This is a genomic window from Vibrio sp. TRT 29B02, assembly GCF_050113655.1.
In the GTDB taxonomy this organism is placed as follows: Bacteria; Pseudomonadota; Gammaproteobacteria; order Enterobacterales; family Vibrionaceae; genus Vibrio.
On record NZ_JBNJOJ010000030.1, the window covers coordinates 1 to 18,968 of the forward strand.

Below are 18,968 nucleotides of genomic sequence, written 5' to 3' on the forward strand. Positions count from 1 at the left end.
CGCGGGTTCTCCTTCTATGCTCAGTCTAAGCCGAAGAACTCTAAAATGGTATGCCACTAGTTTAGGGGAGGTTTACAGAGGTTTACAGAGGTTTACAATACTAGTTCTGACTAGACTACACATTAGCTTGTAAGTCGCGACGAGTTAGTCCTGATAATTTTCTGCTTTGTCATTACTGAGGGAACATGACGGGATAAGTACCAACCGATTCTGTCATGCTCTTACATTTTAGTCAGGATTGATATTTCTCACCTCACACATCGATATTCAGTGACTGTGATCTTTTTATCCTAAGCTCTCTGGTATTAAGTTTTTCTTCCTTCCAGATGTTTTTAATCGTGCCGATACTCACAGTGATATTGTGTTCTTTTAACTCCATCATCAACTGCATCAATGTGAGGTGAGGGTTCTGAAGCGTCAACTCGATAACTTTGTCTTCTGCGTGCTCTGGTATGCGGTTCTTGCTGCGTTTGAGAGGCTTATTGATCCGTTTTAACCCCATCGGCCCTTCCTCAGCCATTATTTTCTGATAGGTGTAGAGAGATTGACGGGAGCAGCCAAGGATACGAGCCGCTTTAGTTATACTCCCCAACTGTTCAACGAGCTCTAATGCTTCTATTTTCCGCTGTACCTCTTTGCCGTATTCACTGCATTTACGAGGCTCAACGAGCTCCGTTATATCGAGTCGACGGTGACCAAAATAGGCAGAGAACTTACCATCGAACTGACAACGGATTTCCACTTGTTGGTTGACTATCGAATAGCGAACGGGCGAGTCGATGACATACATCTTATTATCAAAGCTGAACGTGTGGTCTCGTCGTATCTTGCGATATTCTTTCTGCACACAGATAGTGTTGAGATCTAAATCATCAGGTATGCGCTTAAAGGCCGAGCGCAAGCCTGTAGGCTGAACCATGACGTTTTTTGTCCAGTAGTTTGGTATGAACTCTTCTTGTAAATAACGATTCGCATTTTCCATATCGGTGATGTTATGCAATCGAAGTTCTGGCACCAGTCTATCTTGGAAGGTATCGAAGGAGCGCTCTATACGCCCCTTACCTTGAGGCGAATTAGCGAAGATAATTTCGATACCGAGTTCGTCACAAGCCCGCTGCATCTGCGAGAAGTTACTGCGTTTAGGCCCACCAAAGATACCCGCTCTGTCCACGTAGAGGGTTTTGAATATGCCTCGCTTTTCGATATAAGCTCGCATCACCTTCATGCAACCTTCAGTGGTCTCTGACGGAAAGAACTGCGCATGAATATCACTGGTAGCATCATCAATGATGGCAATCAAGCAGGACTTTTCATCACCAAACCAGCGATGAGGACTGCCATCCATTTGCAGCATAAGCCGTGGCAACTCCATACGCTCTCGATACTTTCTTACTCGACTTCTACGTCGCTTAGAGCGTTTCACATGGTGAATTTCATGTGCCCAAGAGCGCAATGTCTCACGCTTAATCGACAGCCCTTCATTCTTCATCAGAAACTCTGAGAGATGTTGAAGGTTAAAGTCGTAGTACTTGGTTTGAATAAGGCTCTGAACCTCTTTCTTGAGTGACTCAGGGATTTTATTGATGGGGGCACGACCAGTGTTACCATGAATTACGAAACGAATGCCTTCCTTACGATATCGACACAAGTAACGCTCAATGGTTCTTCGTGATTTTTGCAGCAACTGAGTGGCACTATTGATAGTGATTTTGCCATCAATGACTTTGCTAATGATATCGACAGTAAACTGTGATTTTGAATCCATGTAGAACATCCTTAGCACCCTTTAAAGCATATTTGATTACTTTAAAAAGTACGCCAATTCAGTCCCGTCATTTTCCCTTGGTAGTTAACGTAATGACAAAGTCGCTTGGTAATTAAGGTACGACAGAATCGCTTGGTGATCACATGATAATTTTCTGCTTATAAACTCAGAAATGGACAAAAGCACGTTAGAGTATGGATTCTAACGTGCCAAGATTGGATTAGAAAAAGTATCTTGAAGCCTTAAATGCTTGTTATGCCTACTTTTGAAGCACACACTTTCTATGATATTCCATAAAGCTTTTCTGGGATTCATTTAGTTCTAAAGAATAGTCACCTTTGCCAAGTAGTAATGTGAGCTCAACTTCAGGCAAATACTTGGACTTAATTAGTCGACCATTTTCATTAAATGAAATTAAACCTGAATCAAAAAGGCTATCGGCATTTGCAACAAGAAGTAAACCATTATTAGGATCTAAGCGCTCTTTGTTATTACAGTGACTCCATGGTTTTATGTGTGATGCTCTTAGTGCAGTCTCTAGGCTCACACCAGTTAAACAACATACACCCCACTTATTAAGTAGTGCAGTACGAAACTTGCCCTGACCTAATCGTGACTTAACTAAATTAAGCTTTTCTGTTTTTGAGATGTCAGCAGACTCTAGCTCTGACACGATTTTATTTTGAAGAAGCTTCTCAGCTTCTGGTAAAACCCAAAATGTTCTTTTGTTCTTTGGTGGCGTTAAACCTAAATTCAAACACATTTGCTGATATGCGCTCTCTGCTACAGGGTTATCTCGTTTTACAATTTTTAGTACTCGAGAAATTTGTATGTCTGTTTCTCTACCATCTATGTTTGCACCAGGTGATAAATGAGTGCTTAGAGTGTTATTTTTATAGCCAATATAACGTGATGGCGAGAACTGTAAAATACCGTCATTATCACTAACAACGAAACATCGCCCTCTCTGCACTAGACCACGGGCCTCAGCTATACCTTGATCTAAATTTACTCCAAGCTCCGTAATATTTTGATACAGCTCTTCAACTGAACTAATTAATTCCACTTTTTCTCCTGTAGGCATAGCCCAATTAAGGGGTGAACAACGCCTCCACCCAACCTAAAACATTGTGCCATAAACACTAAATTTGAAGTAGAAGCAAAAGTGCCAAGCGTAGTGAATCCCTCTTAAATTGCTTGTTAGGCAGTGGGTTCGACTTGCTGATATAATACACCGTCAATTTGTTGGTAAATATCACCACGTCTCATAAGCTCTTTGATTGCTTTCCTTACTTGTGAATTGGATAAATTCAATTCAACTGCAATCGCTTTATGTACATGCTTCTCCCATGGTTGAGGGGGTAGTTTTTCTTTAACCGATAAAATCATTTCTTCAGATAATGTACACGATTCTTCTGCGTTCTTAGGCATAGCCTTGCTGTTATGTTCTAACAACTCTTTTTCTTTGGTATATTTTAGTGTTATTACATTCCCACACTTACACTTATTATTCCCGCGTCCACCCTCACAATCAGGTACAGAAATGTCATTGATTTCACTACAAATAGCACAGGAAACTTCGTGACTCTTTAGCCTTGGTTCCCAAAGCTCTATCTTGCCAGTAACTTGCTTAAAATCAGAAAATAAGAATGTGTTACATGAAGCTTTAGGACACCTTAAGTGTCGATAGTTATCGCTTCTTGTGTGTTGGTCATAGCTAAACATCGTTCCACAACTAGGACACTGACGAGTAACGCGATGCAAGCTTTTTTGTTTATCTAAAGAAAAGCCCGTATCACCCAATAAATCATCTAGAGATAACCTAGCATCCATTACAGACCGCTCAGTTTCCGAGTCAGATAACTCAAGCGCCTCCAAGTTTTCTATACGCAACAATAAGCTTTCTATTTCCTTTGCTTTCTGTTCTTCTTCTTTCTCTTTGAATGTTTTTATTTCTAACCCAATGATTCCACGCCAGTCATTAATGGTAGTGTCATTAACGGATTTTAACGTTTCGATTACGTGTATTACATTATTAATACGTTCTTCAATAATATCTTGAGAGAAGTTTTCAGACGAGCCGCTTGTGTTTTTCAGTCGTTTAGTCAGCCGACTTAGCTCATTAGAAATATTGTTTACTTTTTCCGATGCATTTATTACATAAGTCTTTAAGTTTTCTTGGTGAAATGTCTTTGCCTCTTCTAAAGCTGATTGCTTACTCTTTTCAGCATACAAATCAGTAATCAGCCATGAGACAGCCATAGATAGGATCGCAAGGGTGGCACTAAATAATGACGTTTCCCTAGTAGTTAGTTCTTCAAATGACAAAACCCATAAGACGCCTAACAACGCTATACCTAACACAAAGCTTAATACTTTTTTCACCTTGATTCCCAACGTTTAGAATAACAGTCCGTATATTAACACAGTGGAATACTACATTCGATATTGGTCATCGCTGCCTAACGAATGATATGGACTCCCTCTCCCTGAAACTCCGCGTGCCATACTGACTCAGTACACGCTGAAGAACTGGAGGTTATCATGTCCAACATTCAAACTATTGGCGTTGACCTCGCCAAGAATGTGTTCAGTATTCACGGCGTTGATGCATATGGCAAGTGCGTCTTACGCAAAACTGTCAAAAGAAACAAACTGTTAGACACTTTCGCCAATCTACCACCCTGCATCATCGGTATGGAGGCCTGCTCTGGTGCACATCACTGGGCAAGGGAGTTAATTAAACTCGGTCATCACCCTAAAATCATGGCGTCCAAATTCGTTATTCCATATCGACAAAATGAAAAGAACGATGCCAACGACGCAGAAGCTATCTGCGAAGCAGTATCTAGACCTAAAACACGATTTGTCTCTATAAAAAGTGAAGAGCAACAAGCGGTGCTTTGCTTGCATCGAATCCGTCAGGGGCTAATTAAAACAAGAACTGCTACCATCAACCAACTCAGAGGGTTACTCTCTGAGTTTGGCCTTGTGATGCCGCAAGGTCGCTACTCGGCTCAACAAACTATTGGTAGTATCCTCGAAGATGCGGAAAATGGTTTGCCGCTGTTGGCTCGTGAACTACTTCAAGATCTATCGAATAAGTTTTAGTAGGGTAAACGCACGCCCTCTCAATTACGTAGAGTATTTAATCTAAATGTTTTTGGGGCAAAGGCAACATTAAAAACTTGAACTCTAACAAAGTCATTTTCGTCAAGCTGGGACAGATCAAACGGGTCTGCCCGAAAAATAGCTGACTTTGCATAACTTTCTAAACTGCTCTTTCCAGAAGTTTCTAGTAACTTGATATCAACAACATTACCAAAGACATCAATATTAACTTCCTGCCCACTGAACTCTTCTAAAATGAGTAGCTGTCGCTGAATTTTGTTATGCGTATTCTGCATCCATTCAACTAGGCGACTATGCTGCTCTATAATAGGGTCGTTTGTATTGTGTTCATCCTGAGAGAACACGTAATTCGAACCCATTACTGTTAGAAATACCAATATTGCCGATAGTATTCGCATTGCACCTCCATTCACATAACGCTAAATTAAGTAGTGAGCAACGCTACCACCTAACCTAAACCGTTGTGCCGTAAACACTAAACTGGCTTGAAGTGAAAGCGCCGGGCGCTGTGAATCACTCTTAAATTTATTGTTATATTCGTACTACACAAAGTTCGCTGCGAGCTGAAATGCAAAACCAACAATTAGTAGAAATGCACCTAGGTTGGCTAGTAGATCAAACAACATTTCTCTGCGGAGTTCTCGTTTTTCTTGAGCGGGATTATCTGATCGTGCTTTAAGATTCACCCCACCACCTCGGTTCAAAATCTTGGGAATACCAAAGAACCAAATTAGCATCACAGCAATGATATCTAAGATAAGACCGATTGAGCTTAAAATTGCTGGTAATTCCATATAAACCTGACTATAAACCTTTGAACGAAAATGAATATAACGCCCGATTAAGTGGTGAGCAACGCAATACCGATGTCACCATATACCACCTAAATCACTAAAATCAACGCATGGTAAAAATGCCACGCGTTGCGAATCCGTCTTGAAGCGCTTGTTAAGTGCCTTTATTTGATGGCCTGCTATGTCGCTCGAACTCCATGCCTAATAGTTTGAATTTAGCTGCATATGGAATAATCAAAAGACCGATGACGATTCCCAGTAAGGTTAACTGCTGGGAACTAAATTTAAATATTGAAAAGATGTCCAGAAATAAAATAATGGCAACTAATATAGCCAATACGTAACAAATGACAGTAAAGCTATCCGTAATACGGTTAGATTTTTTCTTCGTTTCAACTTTTTGTTGTGCTCGGTCACCTACTCTTAGAGCGGAAAAATTGGGTAATGATGGTATAAGTTCTAGCTTTCCAGTTTCTTCGGACACTAACCCAATATGCTTTTCATTGCCATTTGCAACATAGATAAATGCTAGAGGAGCCGAAGGAAGCATTTTTGAGTATGCGGCAACCTGCTTAGCTGCCAACTCTAAGGCGTCACTTTTGTATTTGCGTTTAACCTCAATGATTGCGATGACGTCGTTTGTATCAGGGTCAATTATTGCGACATCAATATGACGCCGCTGGCTACGACCTAACGAAACAGTGAACTCATATCTAATTGATGTTTCAGGATATCCGAGTTCAAAGAGTTCCTTTACGAGCGTCTCTCTGATTTCTGCTTCATTCAATTGTAAAACCTCCTTGGGCACTTAACGCCAAATTAAGGTGTGAACAACGCTTACACCTTAGCTAATCCATTGCGCAATAAACACTAAACTTGCTTGAAGTGAAAGCGCCGAGCGTTGTGAATCACTCTTAAATTTATTGTTAGCCGGCAGTTGATACTGGAGCTGCCTTAGCAATACCAAACACACTAGTAAAGCAATTCGTCACTCCTAAAATATCTAGAATAAACAAAACTTCAAAAAGCATCATTGCAGTCGGAATTATGTATGGGATCGAATACATTACATAAGCCTTCCCTAAAAGAAACAGCCTTTTTAATCCTGTTATATTAAAGTCGGCACGTGACTCTAAAACAGCAAACAAGTAGTCCACGCGAACATGATTTTCTGGTTCTGTAGATATTTCATGGTAATCAGCATGATATTTTTCTAAGTTAATACTTACTCCGCTTCCTTTAGATTCAGAGATTTCGTTTCTTAGCTTACGTATTAGTTCTTTGATACCGACTCCACAACTGTCAAGTGCAGCTGCACGTAAATCATGCTTGGACGTACCAATAACAACAGAATAAACCAAAACCGCTACAGCTAAGAAAATTTGCAGCATACTCAGAACTTTATCACTGTATGGGATTGTTAGACCGGAGTTTTGATACAAGGGCATAAAGATCAGGCCCAGTGACAATACCGTTGTGGTTAAGAACGAGTATGTACTTGCTCTTTCCAGTCTGACTGAGGCATTAAACCTACATTTTGCAGTAATTCTCATGCTATTTAAAAGCTTCTGTGCAGGATCCTTTTCTTGTTTCTCTTCTGGCTGAAATGAAAATAGCCACACTATAGGCTTAACCACAAACGTATCAAACAGCCACTTCACGAATTTACAACCTCTTATATAAAATTTTGACACACTGAACTTATTCAAATTTTACTCGATATCTTATATGACGGCTAAGGCCCAATTAAGGGGTGAACAACGCCTCCTCCCACACCTAAAGCATTATGCCATAAACACTAAATTTGAAGTAGAAGCAAAAGTGCCAAGCGTTGTGAATCCCTCTTAAATTGCTTGTTATGTTTTATTTGCCTCATATGTAGAGATTAAGAAAAGTGACATTGTCCCAGCTAAGTTTACAGCAAGCTCTGCATGCCTTGCTTGTGGCTTTACTGGACGCTTACCTTGACCATGAGCGTCACCCAGCTTATTCCGTAGGGTTCCTAAACCATTTACTATCCCAGAGCAACCACCAAGAATCTGTTTAAATATGGATTCATTGTGCTGTTCTGGTGCCATATTTAACTCCTTTGCCGTCAACTTATACAGCTCGGAGAGTTCAATGGATGTGCTATTATACTCAACGCCTTTTTCATCAAGAATATGCTTACACACACTTTCTAAAATGGTTCTTGCAATTGTAATTGCTCCCTCTGGATCTCTAACTTTTCGCTCTAAAGCTTTAGTCCATGCATGATGGATGCTTTCAGAATCAAAGTTCTGTAGAACTTCAGAAATTGATTGTTGAGCTGGATGAGACTGACCTTTTTCTAGGAACTCTAGGAGTGGATTAAACTCTTGCCATAGGAACTGACGACGCTCAGCATAACTTCCATACTCAAATTTTATAAATTGCCAAAATTGCTCTAGATTACGATTGGTTTTCACAAATCGAGGAATCATCTGAGCTACGGTAGGGTTACCCAGTAACTCTGCTCTAATAGTTTGGTAATCACTGTTATCTCCAGTTCCGCCAGTTGCTTCCGCAACTAACAAATTCTGTAGATATTCGACCCTATCGAATAGGGATTCCAAATGATCTAACTCACTCATTTACTTCTCGAAATTTCCTATAAATCATAACGCCAAATTAAGGTGTGAACAACGCTGGCACCTTACCTAAAACATTGTGCCATAAACACTAATCTGACTTGAAGTGACGGCGCCAAGCGTTGTGAATCACTCTTAAATTTATTGTTATGCGACGAGCTACGACTTATCGAGCAAGCTCTTAGTAAACTCTTCTAATTTGGGATAGTTGTCCAAGTCCATGCTATACCGTCGATAAATTGCAGCAAACTGTGGCCAATTATAAACTACTGCCTCAAAATCAGTCTCATCCCTAGCAAAGTCAAACAAACCATCAACTAAGAATTGAAGCTCAGCTAGACTATACAAACAAGATTTATAATATGCGTAGTTTCCACCTCCCTCTACAGGCATTGTCTCCATACGAGAGTGATGGATTTGAAGCAATCTGAGTATCTTCGCAAGATATTTACTAACTTCTGGTGGCGCATGTTTAATACAATCTTTGAACACTTCTGCATGGTAGCTTGGCAGGGTAGGTACAGCAGACGCAAAAGGCTTTGCTCTTTTCTTTCTATCTCTGCTCCTATCGGCTGCTTCAATCACAACTTTACTGCTTGTCTCTAGGTAATTACAAAGAAGACTAAGTGCCTGAGGTAAAAAAGCCTTTGAGGCTATAAACTCTCGTTCCGTTTGTTTATTAGCATTGTAGCGTGAGATATTGAAAGCAATGAGGCTAGAAGCGAATGCAAGCATACCGACATTTAGCGCTTGCCATGAATACCAAACATCGTGGATATATTTCCAATCTCCTGCACCTTTCCATATAGGGAAAATGAACATACCAAAGACATAAGCAAGGAAAGAAGCCGCACTGATAACATTTGCTATTCGTATGAAATTCTCAGTGTTCCACAAAGAACTAAGTTTGATTATTTTATCCACCGTACCTCCGATAGAGACTGTCGCATAACGCCAAATTAAGGTGTGAGCGACGCTTGGCTATACTTGAGCGTTGCGAATCACTCTTAAATGCTTGTTATGTTTTTGGCGCCTCACTTTCAAATACTGATTGAATGGCACTAATTTCATTTGCTAGAGCTTGCTTGCGCATTTGAATAAGAGCTTCAATTCTCTCTATTTGTTGGAGGTATTCATCTCGACTTCTCGAATCATAACCACTGATTCGTAGCGAGGAGACGGCGTTTGCTAAACCTTCCTGTAAAGGCGTAATCTCCGCTTCGTAAGCTTTTCTAATTTCTGAAATCTGCCCTTTTTTGATATTAGCCAAGCTCTCTTTCTTTTGAACAACTTCTAATTCTTTAGATGCCCAAATATAGCCAGCCCCACCACCCGAAAATGCAATAACAGCAAATAATATAAGCAACGTAAGCGTATGCCTTAACGCTCGATTGCGCGTTTCGGTCAAAGCTACAATTTTATAACAAAGAGTAATCAATAGCCCTAAAAGACCTAAATACCCAAATTGCAAAAATTCTGATAACAAATACTGTTCCTCTTAATTATTTTTAAACGATGAACTGAAAAAACATAACGCTTATTAGTCGACAAACTGTCGTCTTTTTCTTCTATATAATGCACTCTTAATCATATTGGTTCAATTAACAATCAATAAGTTAAAGTAAGACAAGGGATACTAAGATACAAAATGTCGCCTAAAAACGGGAACGCTAAGTTCTCAACTCAAGTGGATAAGTTTGAGTAGGTCAAACTCAGATTAACAAGATATGAATGAGTAAAAGATCTAATACTAAATGGGACACTTTCAAGGTAGAAAGTGCCAGCTGTAAATTGTTTAGGACAAAAGTCGTTTTGTTGTATAGCTCAGACTAGTTGCCCAAGTAACCTAGTTCTTGGTCTGGCATGCGCCCAACCACCGTAGAGTCTCTGTGGCGACTTTCGTTGAGAATTAACTCTTCTATCTCTTTCACTATTCTGAAAGCTAGTTGAGACGCGTTGATACTGACTTCTTCGCTTGGCTTAACTGAGGAAATATAAGTTTTTATAACCGACTCTGATCTCAAATGTGCGCGGCATCTACGAGATACCAGAGCGGCAAACTTGCTCTCGTTTATTAATGCTTCTCCATCTAGGATACCTAGCTCTAAATAAACAGCGAAAACTTTACTGATTACTGCACACTCGAGTTTAGATGCGCTGTGATGATGCGCTATCAAGTAAGGGCGTAGGTACTGATTAAACGCCTCTTGCTCACTCTGCATAATGAATGATTCATATTCTCTAGTTGTATTATCCATAGGTTTATTTAAAGAATAGAAAATTTGAGACGAACACTTCAAGACCGACTGTGAAGTTGTCGGGTGATTGGAACAAAACCAAAGTCGATCTCATCTATCAAGCTCTTTAACCTCATCAACGATAGGCGTTTTCCATATCTTCCATATGTCATGCTTTGTTTTGCGTGACCGACGATTTCACAAACCTCATTTTCAGGCAAACCTATAGCCTGAGCAGAATCAACAAACGTATGACGCAAACCGTGCAACGTCGGTCGTTGAGCACCTGTAAACCCGATAGCTTTTAATACCTTAGTAAAACGCTTACCAAACTGCTCTGACCAACACATGGTTTTGCCATACTGCCTAATATCAAACAACTTATCCTTACGTGCGCCGTAACGATGGTTCACATAACTCAAGAAGCCCATATTGAGTAATTCTCTGTGTAACGGTATATGGCGAATGGACGCTTTAGTTTTAACAGTTTTACCTTCATCTTCGTTCACGCTAATGCACCAAACACCTTCTCGCTCTTGAACATCTTCGGTACGCAACTGACAGATCTCGCTCACTCGTGCACCAGTGAACAATAGCAGGTACGGGATCCAGTAGTCTTCTAGCTTCTTCTGATAGTTTACTAGTGAATCATTTGTTCCGATTACACCAACAAAGTTGTCATGTGAGAATAGCTTCACTAGCTCTTCCCTACTCCACCTTCTGCGCTGCTCACTAGGGAGCCTAACGTCCTTTTTGACCCTAACATTTTCAAAGGGATTAACAGTCGCGTACTCCATTGCAATCATCCAGCTATAAAACTGCCGAATCGCTGCGAGATAGTCCCGTACAGTCTTGGCTGATAGCCCTCGACAATAAAGGCTTTTTAGAAATGCACTAGCGTGACGAGGGGTCACAGAATCGAGGCTAACGGTTTGGCTTTCGAAAAAGTTATTGATTCTGGAGCTAAGCAGATCAACGTTTTTGGGCTTAACACCTTCAAGCTGCTTGTATTCAACAAACTCGCTTAATAACACTGAAACAGAAGGGCTTACATTAGAGGCAATGGAACGCGGCTCCATAGATACTGGTTGTATCGTGCTAGTGCGGCTAGGTGCAACTTCGTCAGATTTCACAAAGCCATTTTTTACGATGGTACTGATCGTCTCCTTGAATGTAGATACGAACTCGCTAACGCTTGCATCAGGGATTGTCCCACCGACCATTGAACGTGCAGACTGAAGGAGAACTAAAGATCGATCAATAGCGATGGAGCGTTCCTTGGTACGCAAGGAAAAACGCACTTCTTTTGGGTAGCCAAAGTTAACCCATTGAGAGGGAAAGTAAAAACGAGAATAGTAGGTAGAATTACGATTTCGGAAAACGTACATCGTGACACCTTGTCGTATCAGTGCCAATTGGAATTGCTTAAATTTGATGTAAATCTTTGAAATTATTGAAGAATTTTGGAGCGTACTGCGGGAATCGAACCCGCATCATCAGCTTGGAAGGCTGAGGTAATAGCCATTATACGAAGTACGCTTTGCGTCGAAGACCTAGTTAATATGCCACATCTGACTGAAAAGAAAACCTTTTTTTTGGAGTTTGCGTTCAAGTGGACAGTTAAGCATCAATGTGAGTGGTTTTTCCGCGAATTCTCTCTCTGACGGCAACAAATTAGCCGCCAGATTCAGAAGTTATTCGGGAAAAAATCTCATTGTGAATACTAGGGATAGCAGATCGCGGTGACTCTATCCTTCCCTTCTAACTTTGATTGATACATCAGGTGGTCAGCGTCTGATAGCGTGATGTCACCGTTATTAGACAAATAATGTGCACAGCCTAAACTGACTGAAACTTTGATGCTTGGGTTATCGAGAGTCGATAAGTGTCGAATTCTGGCACATAGGCTTTCTGCAATATCCACGACTTTGCCAAACTCCTCACCACACATGACTATTGCAAACTCTTCCCCGCCTATACGACCAATCAAATGTTGCTCAGGGACGATATCGGCGGCGGCATGTGCCACACTTTTAATCACTTCATCACCAGTTTGGTGACCGTAGGTATCATTGATGCTCTTAAAATCATCAATGTCAAAGATCATTACTGAAATTGCCGCTTCACTGGCAAGACGTTGCTTTAACTCTGCAACAAAGTGGCGTCGATTACTTAGCCCTGTCAGTTGGTCTGTTTCAGAAAGTACTTTAAGCTCTCGGTTGGCCTGCTCCAGCGCCTTAGTTTTAACTTTAACCGTAATATTAAGTGTTACGATATAGCCAAAAGTAACTAAACCAATCGCAAGTGCAGATAGCGGTATTAGGTAATCAGGATACACGGTATTGATGTACATCCAGCGATTGAAGATCTTCTGTTTATCTTCAACACCAAACGAGTTGATACCTTGTGAAATTCGTTGTTGTAGCGCTGTATTCCCTTCAGCCACTGCCGCCCTTAACTCGCCAGAATAGAGATGGCGAACCCCAATAAATTTCGGGGCTTTTTGAGATGTGTGGATATAGAAGTTAGCCACTTGTAGGTCTGCAACAAACGCATCAAGATCACCCGCAAACGCAGATTCGATCATCTGTTTGTTATTGGCAAAGCTAACCAGATTGAGATTCGGAAAATGCAGTTTGGTGAACTCTTCCTCATAACCGCCCGCAACAACCCCTACCTTATTGTCGTGCTTAGAGAGCATGAATTCATCTAGACTAGAGCCTATATGCTCTTGACTGATAAAAAGCTGAGTGTCGATAGACATAATGCCAGCGGTAAAGTCTAGGTAGCTGTCTCGTCCTTCGGACCATAGCAAACCCGCATGTACATCTGCACGGCCATCTTTTACGGCTTCGAGTGATGATTGCCAATCCAACAAAAGAAACTCAACGTCTATATTGTTCTTATGACCAAACTCCTGCCAATACTCAATCAATATACCGTCAGGCTGACCTTCTTGATTAATAAATGAGAAGGGTTTCCATGCTTTTGAGTTAGCCACAACAAGCTTTTGCGGCGATTCAGCTTGCCCCCAAGAAGTAAAACTCACTAGAACCAATACACTAATAAAAAATCGAAGCACTTCCACCCTTATCATTAAGCTGACTGTTACGACTATTAAGCTATAGACCATATATCGAGGTTGGTATAGATAGTACTTCGATCAATTTCATCAATTATGATTATTGTTAAGTAATTCGCGTCAAATCTCACTAATTCAACAAATTAGCTTATTTTAAACTGTCCCATCTCATTGTTGAGTTCGTTCACTTGAGTCCGAACCTGACTCGATATATCAGAAGAAGAATTGGATATCTTCGCGACGTCCTCAACGGATAAGATGACCTCTTCCATTAAGCTCTGTATTTCGTCGGTCGCTAACGACTGTTGCTGAGCGGAACTCAATAACTCTTTCATCTGTTGGTTAAGCACTTCAATTTGATCCGTGGTTGAGTTGAGTGTCCCATACGCCAGTTCGGTATGTTCCGCACCTTCGCGAGCTAAATCCTTACTTTTGTCAATTTCGTTGACAACGGCTCTCGTCGAAGTTTGGATCGCGTTAACGATGTTGTTGATTTCTGTAGTCGATTCTGTGGTGCGCATAGCGAGTAATCGAACTTCGTCGGCAACCACAGCAAAACCTCGACCATATTCCCCTGCCCTTGCAGCTTCAATCGCCGCATTTAGCGCGAGCAAATTCGTTTGTTCCGCTAAACCTTCAATCACCTCGGTAACCCGGCCAATCGCTTCACTTTCTTTGCTGAGCTCATCCACCTGGTCACTCGCTTTTTCTATTGTTGTGTGCAGCAAACCTACAGTATGTTTATTGAGATCCAACGCTTGTGAACCACGTTCGATCTGTTGTTTCGATTCAAGCAAATTAGTCACTGACTGCTCTGCTTGTATTGCAGTGTCGTTGGCAGACTGGCTCACTTCACTCACTTGCTGGCCAACTAGTGCCATAGTCGCCTTCTGACGTTCGACCTGAGAAACCGTCGCTTCGTTGGCGTCGAGCAACGACTTCATACTATCGCTGACAGTGTTCGCTTTAGTCGTGACACCTTTTACTATACTGGCGAGCTCATCATTCATTCGATTGATCGAATGCATCAAACTGGCCAGCTCGTCGCTACCTTCAATTTCTAGCGAGGCTTGAGATACATCACCATCAGGATACATCACCATCAGCGATGGACTCGGCACGTTTGGACACAATCGATACACGACGACCGATGTTTTTGCCCATGAGGTGGGCAGTCGTTACCGATACGATCACGACCAGAGCAATCGAGCCAACCAGCAAACGAATGACATTCGTGACTGAGCTAAAGATCCCTTGCCCACTCGCATCAGCTTGAGCTTGCTGCTGGTTGATCACCGCCTCGAGGCTAGCATCAAGTTGCTGTACAGCAGGAACCAGTTCGTTTGCCATCTTCTGATTTGCGATGTTCCAATCGTTCGATTTACGAAGATTCACTACCTGATCCGCTAAGGGAAAATAGAGCTGTTGCATCTCTTTGAACAGTGACCATAGTCCTTGGTCACTGCTTGATAGCAAATCGGTCTTAGACTCGATTTCATCTACAGATTTGGCGTGGATGTTTAGAAATTCTTGGTACTTGTCGAGATGGTCTTGGCTACCGTATTGAAGAAAATCTCGCATTGATGAAAGGGCGTTTGCTAACGAGGTATAGCTATCTGCATAGAGCCTGAATAGACGCTTACGCTCTCCACCCTCTTTATTCCCTGCTTCGTCATTGATTAAACCTTGCAGTTGATCAAGTGCGACCTCTGCGATAGGGGCGGCTTCAAAGATAAATAGTGAGTGAGCAGGAAGGTTTTCATCGCTATGGCTGAGCTCGGCGATTTCATTCAATGATTTGGTTACCACTGTCCATTGTGACAAAACTCTTTGGTAGCTCTCTGCAACTAACAGCGTTTCTAATTGGGGGAGCGCTTCATCAACCTTGAGTAACGCTTGGGCTAAGTTGTCTCTCTGCTCAGCCCCCGTCATTTCATCCCCTCCAAGCAGCATGTACGCTCGTAGAGAAGAGACTGTAGCTTGAATAGATTGCTGAATGGAACGACCGGCATCTACGGTCGGCAGATCACTCTCTAGTAACGAACGAGTCTGCGTATCGACAGTATTAATGCTGCGGAAGATTAAAAATGCGGAAACGATAAAAAGTACTGCAAGTGACAGAAAACTTAGCTGTAACTTCCCTGATATCGTGAGTTTCATCCATTAACTCCTATAGTAAGTTCAATGCTTACTATAGCGTCTTGCTCAATGTTGTTAAATAAATGTGTATCAATAAATTAAACTTTTGTATGAGCCAGTCGGTAAGTGCAAAAAAAAGTCCCCGCTAAGCGAGGACTTGGAAACACGATATAACAGGGCTATTAAATATTTGCCGCTGCTACGTAATTCGTTAGCTCATCATTAGAGACTGTCGTAATGTACTGGTCATCTAGGTAGAAGGCTACGCTATCTTGCGACTTTTCACCACGAAGTACTTGTTGAGTACCATCAATGTATGAAATATCCATCTGCATTGTGTTTTCGTCGATTTGCTGCATCGTTGCTTTTTCGATGTTTGCGTTGTTCGACAAAGGAACATCTTTAAGTGAGCTGTCTAAATGGCCATTCACTTTGATGTAGTTTTTGGTCGGAGTGTCTACTACCGCTGGTGATTTACCAGAAATTGGGTTGGTACCTGTCCAAAACTCAATCGCGTTGAAGACGAATAGATCGACAGTACCGGCGATACCATAGATAGGTGAAAGAAGCAGGAACATACCTTCACGACCGTAGCGGTTATCTACCACTTCTAGGTTGAATTTTGACACAAGACCTGTGGTCGCCATTTGTCCCATACAACCAGTAAGAGAAGAAACACCTAAGCCTACTACAATAGCCATTTTTAATACGTTAGTTTTCATGTATACCACCACTTAATCAAGAAGGCGCGCATCGTACTCTTGTTATCGGCTAAATCAATCCATCACAATAGACATTTGACACAAAATTTACTATGTTAACCTTTTGTTTTAAATAGGTTATTTCCTACAACACAATCTATATATAGTGTTTTGGCAATACCCAATCCGCCCTCTATAGTGATCGCGCTGCTCAGATTTAGGCTCGATAACATTTTGTTTCAGAATCCAGTACAAATAATCTGCAAAATCGGGGGTTAGCCTCATCTACCACTGTTCGAATAGTAATCAGACAGTTTTATATATTCGCCCAAACCGCAAAATATCCGACCAAAATAGTCAATTATATCTTTATAGAAAATCCAGATTTTTCACCAAAAGCAGTGAATAAGTTCAAAATCAGCCTAACTGGTTAGTAAAAATCAGAATTGTTTGCTAGATCAACTTTTCCGTCAAAGATGTTGCGTGCTTATTTATTAAATGAATAATAGGCAACGTTACACAAATGTAACAAAACACAACACAATATAAGTATTATTTATAAAAACACCCATTTCACAGGCAGGAAAAGCATGACAAAGCGTATTTCGCTAGCCATATTGGCGAGTATATTTGCAGGTAGCGCTGCAGCATCCAACTTGGATGACAAGATCAACGAAGTCGTTGCACCTATCGTTAACCCTTTTGTAGGAATGATCTTCTCGACTATTCCGTTCCCTTTTAGTGACGTACAGGTGCCGTGGATTGTTCTTTGGTTAGTTGTTGCAGCAACTTTCTTCACAGTCTACTTAGGCTTCATTAACGTGCGTGGTTTTAAACACGCTATCGAACTGGTATCTGGTAAGTTCTCAGATCCAAAATCAAAACAAGATGGTGAGGTTTCTCACTTCCAAGCACTGACAACAGCTCTTTCGGGCACTGTAGGTTTAGGTAACATCGCTGGTGTTGCTGTGGCGGTGTCTATCGGTGGCGCTGGTGCGACATTCTGGATGATCCTTGCAGGCCTACTTGGTATGTCGAGTAAGTTTGTAGAGTGTGCACTTGGTGTTAAATACCGTAACACAAACCCAGACGGTTCTGTTTCTGGTGGTCCAATGTACTACCTAAGCAAAGGTCTGGCTAAACGTGGTAACGCCGCATTCGGTCGTACTCTTGCCGTTCTGTTCTCTGTGTTCGCAATCGGCGGTTCACTTGGTGGCGGTAACATGTTCCAAGCAAACCAAGCGTTCAAACAGGTTGTAAGTGTTACTGGTGGCGATGCTTCATTCTTTGCAGATAAAGGTTGGTTGTTTGGCCTAATCCTCGCTGTGGTCGTTGGTATCGTTATCATCGGTGGTATTAAGTCTATCGCTAAAGTGACTGAGAAGGTTGTTCCATTCATGGCAACCATCTACGTTGGTGCTGCTATCATCATTATCTTGATGAACTTTGATCGCATCGATGACGCATTCTCAGCAATCTTTAACGGCGCATTCACTGGTGAAGGTATTGCTGGTGGTGTAATCGGTGTTCTAATTCAAGGCTTCAAACGTGCGGCGTTCTCGAACGAAGCGGGTGTTGGTTCGGCGGCTATCGCTCACTCAGCGGTAAAAACAAAAGAACCAATGTCAGAAGGCTTTGTGTCGTTACTAGAACCTTTCATTGATACTGTTGTTATCTGTACTATGACTGCACTAGTTATCATCATCACAGGTTACCTAGACACAGATACAGGTCTAGCGGGTGTTGAACTAACGTCTGCCGCATTTGGTAGCGCAATTAGCTGGTTCCCTTACCTACTTGCTGTAGCAGTAATCCTATTTGCTTTCTCTACGATGATCTCTTGGTCATACTACGGTCTAAAAGCTTGGACTTACTTGTTCGGTGAGAGCAAAACAGCAGAAATCATCTTCAAAGTTAAGTTCTGTATCTTTGTTGTCATTGGTGCGGCAATGAACCTTGGTCCAGTTATCGACTTCTCAGATGCTATGATCTTTGCAATGGCTCTAGTGAACATTGTTGGTCTTTACATCCTAGTACCAGAAGTGAAACGTGACCTAGCGGATTACCTAGAACGTTTCAACGCAGGTAAAGTGTACAAAGCACAGCAACCAAAACAAAACCTAGCAGAGCAACCAGAATAATCTGACATCTCGCTCTAACTCGTTAAACAGCAGGCTTCGGTCTGCTGTTTTCGTTTAGACACACGGCTAACAAACAGATATTTTGTATCTAAACTTGCAAACCAATCCTCTAGATCAAGCTCAATCACAAGTATAAATAACTAACTATTCATCCCGTCTTTGTTAATAAACGCGATTTTTCGCCACAACTCACGCAAGTGTAAGCTCAGCTTTACTACACAATAATCATTCTCAACACGCAACTTTTAACATCTTTGTTACACTTACCTTAAAGTGTAATGATTGAAATTGATCGCTGTTTTCATCTTTGTTTACAGGTGAAAAATACGCAGGTGGCGAATTCATCAGCAGGTTGTTTTAGTCACTAA

15 protein-coding genes, 1 tRNA gene and 2 pseudogenes are annotated in these 18,968 nt (G+C 41.4%); 2 read left to right on the forward strand and 16 right to left on the reverse strand.

Annotated features, from left to right (window positions below):
• Window positions 1-253: 253 nt before the first annotated feature.
• From ACQEXT_RS16810 to ACQEXT_RS16820, 3 genes are all read right to left on the reverse strand, one after another.
• On the reverse strand, window positions 254-1,774 hold the full coding sequence (locus ACQEXT_RS16810) for an ISNCY family transposase (protein ID WP_426952977.1): 1,521 nt from the start codon (window positions 1,772-1,774) through the stop codon (window positions 254-256).
• Window positions 1,775-2,024: 250 nt separating this feature from the next.
• A complete protein-coding gene (locus ACQEXT_RS16815; protein WP_426952978.1) occupies window positions 2,025-2,831 on the reverse strand; it encodes an HNH endonuclease in 807 nt (268 codons plus the stop codon).
• Between the two features lie 134 nt (window positions 2,832-2,965).
• On the reverse strand, window positions 2,966-4,150 hold the full coding sequence (locus ACQEXT_RS16820) for a hypothetical protein (protein ID WP_426952979.1): 1,185 nt from the start codon (window positions 4,148-4,150) through the stop codon (window positions 2,966-2,968).
• Window positions 4,151-4,309: 159 nt separating this feature from the next.
• Here ACQEXT_RS16820 and ACQEXT_RS16825 point away from each other — a divergent pair.
• A pseudogene (locus tag ACQEXT_RS16825) lies at window positions 4,310-4,861 on the forward strand (IS110 family transposase); the annotation flags it as partial.
• A 35-nt stretch (window positions 4,862-4,896) separates the two neighbouring features.
• On the opposite strand, the gene ACQEXT_RS16830 reads toward ACQEXT_RS16825, so the two are convergent.
• The 13 genes and pseudogenes from ACQEXT_RS16830 to ACQEXT_RS16890 form a co-directional block, all read right to left on the reverse strand.
• Complete coding sequence (locus ACQEXT_RS16830) at window positions 4,897-5,295, reverse strand: hypothetical protein (RefSeq protein ID WP_426952980.1); 399 nt, start codon at window positions 5,293-5,295, stop codon at window positions 4,897-4,899.
• Between the two features lie 144 nt (window positions 5,296-5,439).
• Window positions 5,440-5,691 carry a hypothetical protein gene (locus tag ACQEXT_RS16835; protein ID WP_426952981.1) on the reverse strand — a complete coding sequence of 84 codons (252 nt, stop codon included), beginning with the start codon at window positions 5,689-5,691 and terminating at the stop codon, window positions 5,440-5,442.
• A gap of 154 nt (window positions 5,692-5,845) precedes the next feature.
• Window positions 5,846-6,478, reverse strand: a complete 633-nt coding sequence (locus ACQEXT_RS16840) for a type I restriction enzyme HsdR N-terminal domain-containing protein (protein WP_426952982.1) — start codon at window positions 6,476-6,478, stop codon at window positions 5,846-5,848.
• Between the two features lie 139 nt (window positions 6,479-6,617).
• Entirely contained in the window at window positions 6,618-7,352 is a 735-nt protein-coding gene (locus ACQEXT_RS16845; protein ID WP_426952983.1) for an SLATT domain-containing protein, read from the reverse strand.
• A 195-nt stretch (window positions 7,353-7,547) separates the two neighbouring features.
• Window positions 7,548-8,303: an abortive infection family protein gene (locus tag ACQEXT_RS16850; protein ID WP_029831856.1), complete on the reverse strand. Its 756-nt coding sequence runs from the start codon at window positions 8,301-8,303 to the stop codon at window positions 7,548-7,550.
• 156 nt (window positions 8,304-8,459) lie between these two features.
• Window positions 8,460-9,224, reverse strand: coding sequence for a hypothetical protein (locus tag ACQEXT_RS16855; protein ID WP_426952984.1), 765 nt, complete (start codon window positions 9,222-9,224; stop codon window positions 8,460-8,462).
• Between the two features lie 94 nt (window positions 9,225-9,318).
• Window positions 9,319-9,786 carry a hypothetical protein gene (locus ACQEXT_RS16860; protein ID WP_426952985.1) on the reverse strand — a complete coding sequence of 156 codons (468 nt, stop codon included), beginning with the start codon at window positions 9,784-9,786 and terminating at the stop codon, window positions 9,319-9,321.
• Window positions 9,787-10,129: 343 nt separating this feature from the next.
• The gene (locus ACQEXT_RS16865) at window positions 10,130-10,558 is read right to left on the reverse strand and encodes a hypothetical protein (protein WP_426952986.1); all 429 of its coding nucleotides are present in this window, start codon (window positions 10,556-10,558) and stop codon (window positions 10,130-10,132) included.
• A 38-nt stretch (window positions 10,559-10,596) separates the two neighbouring features.
• Complete coding sequence (locus tag ACQEXT_RS16870) at window positions 10,597-11,925, reverse strand: tyrosine-type recombinase/integrase (protein ID WP_426952987.1); 1,329 nt, start codon at window positions 11,923-11,925, stop codon at window positions 10,597-10,599.
• A gap of 76 nt (window positions 11,926-12,001) precedes the next feature.
• Window positions 12,002-12,076 (reverse strand) — tRNA-Gly (locus tag ACQEXT_RS16875).
• A 184-nt stretch (window positions 12,077-12,260) separates the two neighbouring features.
• Window positions 12,261-13,619 (reverse strand): transporter substrate-binding domain-containing diguanylate cyclase, encoded by a 1,359-nt coding sequence (locus ACQEXT_RS16880; protein WP_426952988.1) that lies wholly within the window; start codon window positions 13,617-13,619, stop codon window positions 12,261-12,263.
• A gap of 143 nt (window positions 13,620-13,762) precedes the next feature.
• Window positions 13,763-15,779, reverse strand: a pseudogene (locus tag ACQEXT_RS16885) (HAMP domain-containing methyl-accepting chemotaxis protein).
• Between the two features lie 161 nt (window positions 15,780-15,940).
• Window positions 15,941-16,480 carry a DUF3332 domain-containing protein gene (locus ACQEXT_RS16890; protein WP_426952989.1) on the reverse strand — a complete coding sequence of 180 codons (540 nt, stop codon included), beginning with the start codon at window positions 16,478-16,480 and terminating at the stop codon, window positions 15,941-15,943.
• 569 nt (window positions 16,481-17,049) lie between these two features.
• Here ACQEXT_RS16890 and ACQEXT_RS16895 point away from each other — a divergent pair.
• Complete coding sequence (locus ACQEXT_RS16895; protein WP_426952990.1) at window positions 17,050-18,600, forward strand: alanine/glycine:cation symporter family protein; 1,551 nt, start codon at window positions 17,050-17,052, stop codon at window positions 18,598-18,600.
• Window positions 18,601-18,968 lie beyond the last annotated feature (368 nt).

Excerpts from the sequence above, each read along its gene's own strand:
- ACQEXT_RS16810 (WP_426952977.1), bottom strand. The coding sequence starts at position 1,774 with ATGTTCTACATGGATTCAAAATCACAGTTTACTGTCGATATCATTAGC.
- ACQEXT_RS16830 (WP_426952980.1), bottom strand. The coding sequence starts at position 5,295 with ATGCGAATACTATCGGCAATATTGGTATTTCTAACAGTAATGGGTTCG.
- ACQEXT_RS16835 (WP_426952981.1), bottom strand. The coding sequence starts at position 5,691 with ATGGAATTACCAGCAATTTTAAGCTCAATCGGTCTTATCTTAGATATC.
- ACQEXT_RS16850 (WP_029831856.1), bottom strand. The coding sequence starts at position 8,303 with ATGAGTGAGTTAGATCATTTGGAATCCCTATTCGATAGGGTCGAATAT.
- ACQEXT_RS16865 (WP_426952986.1), bottom strand. The coding sequence starts at position 10,558 with ATGGATAATACAACTAGAGAATATGAATCATTCATTATGCAGAGTGAG.
- ACQEXT_RS16870 (WP_426952987.1), bottom strand. The coding sequence starts at position 11,925 with ATGTACGTTTTCCGAAATCGTAATTCTACCTACTATTCTCGTTTTTAC.
- ACQEXT_RS16890 (WP_426952989.1), bottom strand. The coding sequence starts at position 16,480 with ATGAAAACTAACGTATTAAAAATGGCTATTGTAGTAGGCTTAGGTGTT.
- ACQEXT_RS16895 (WP_426952990.1), top strand. The coding sequence starts at position 17,050 with ATGACAAAGCGTATTTCGCTAGCCATATTGGCGAGTATATTTGCAGGT.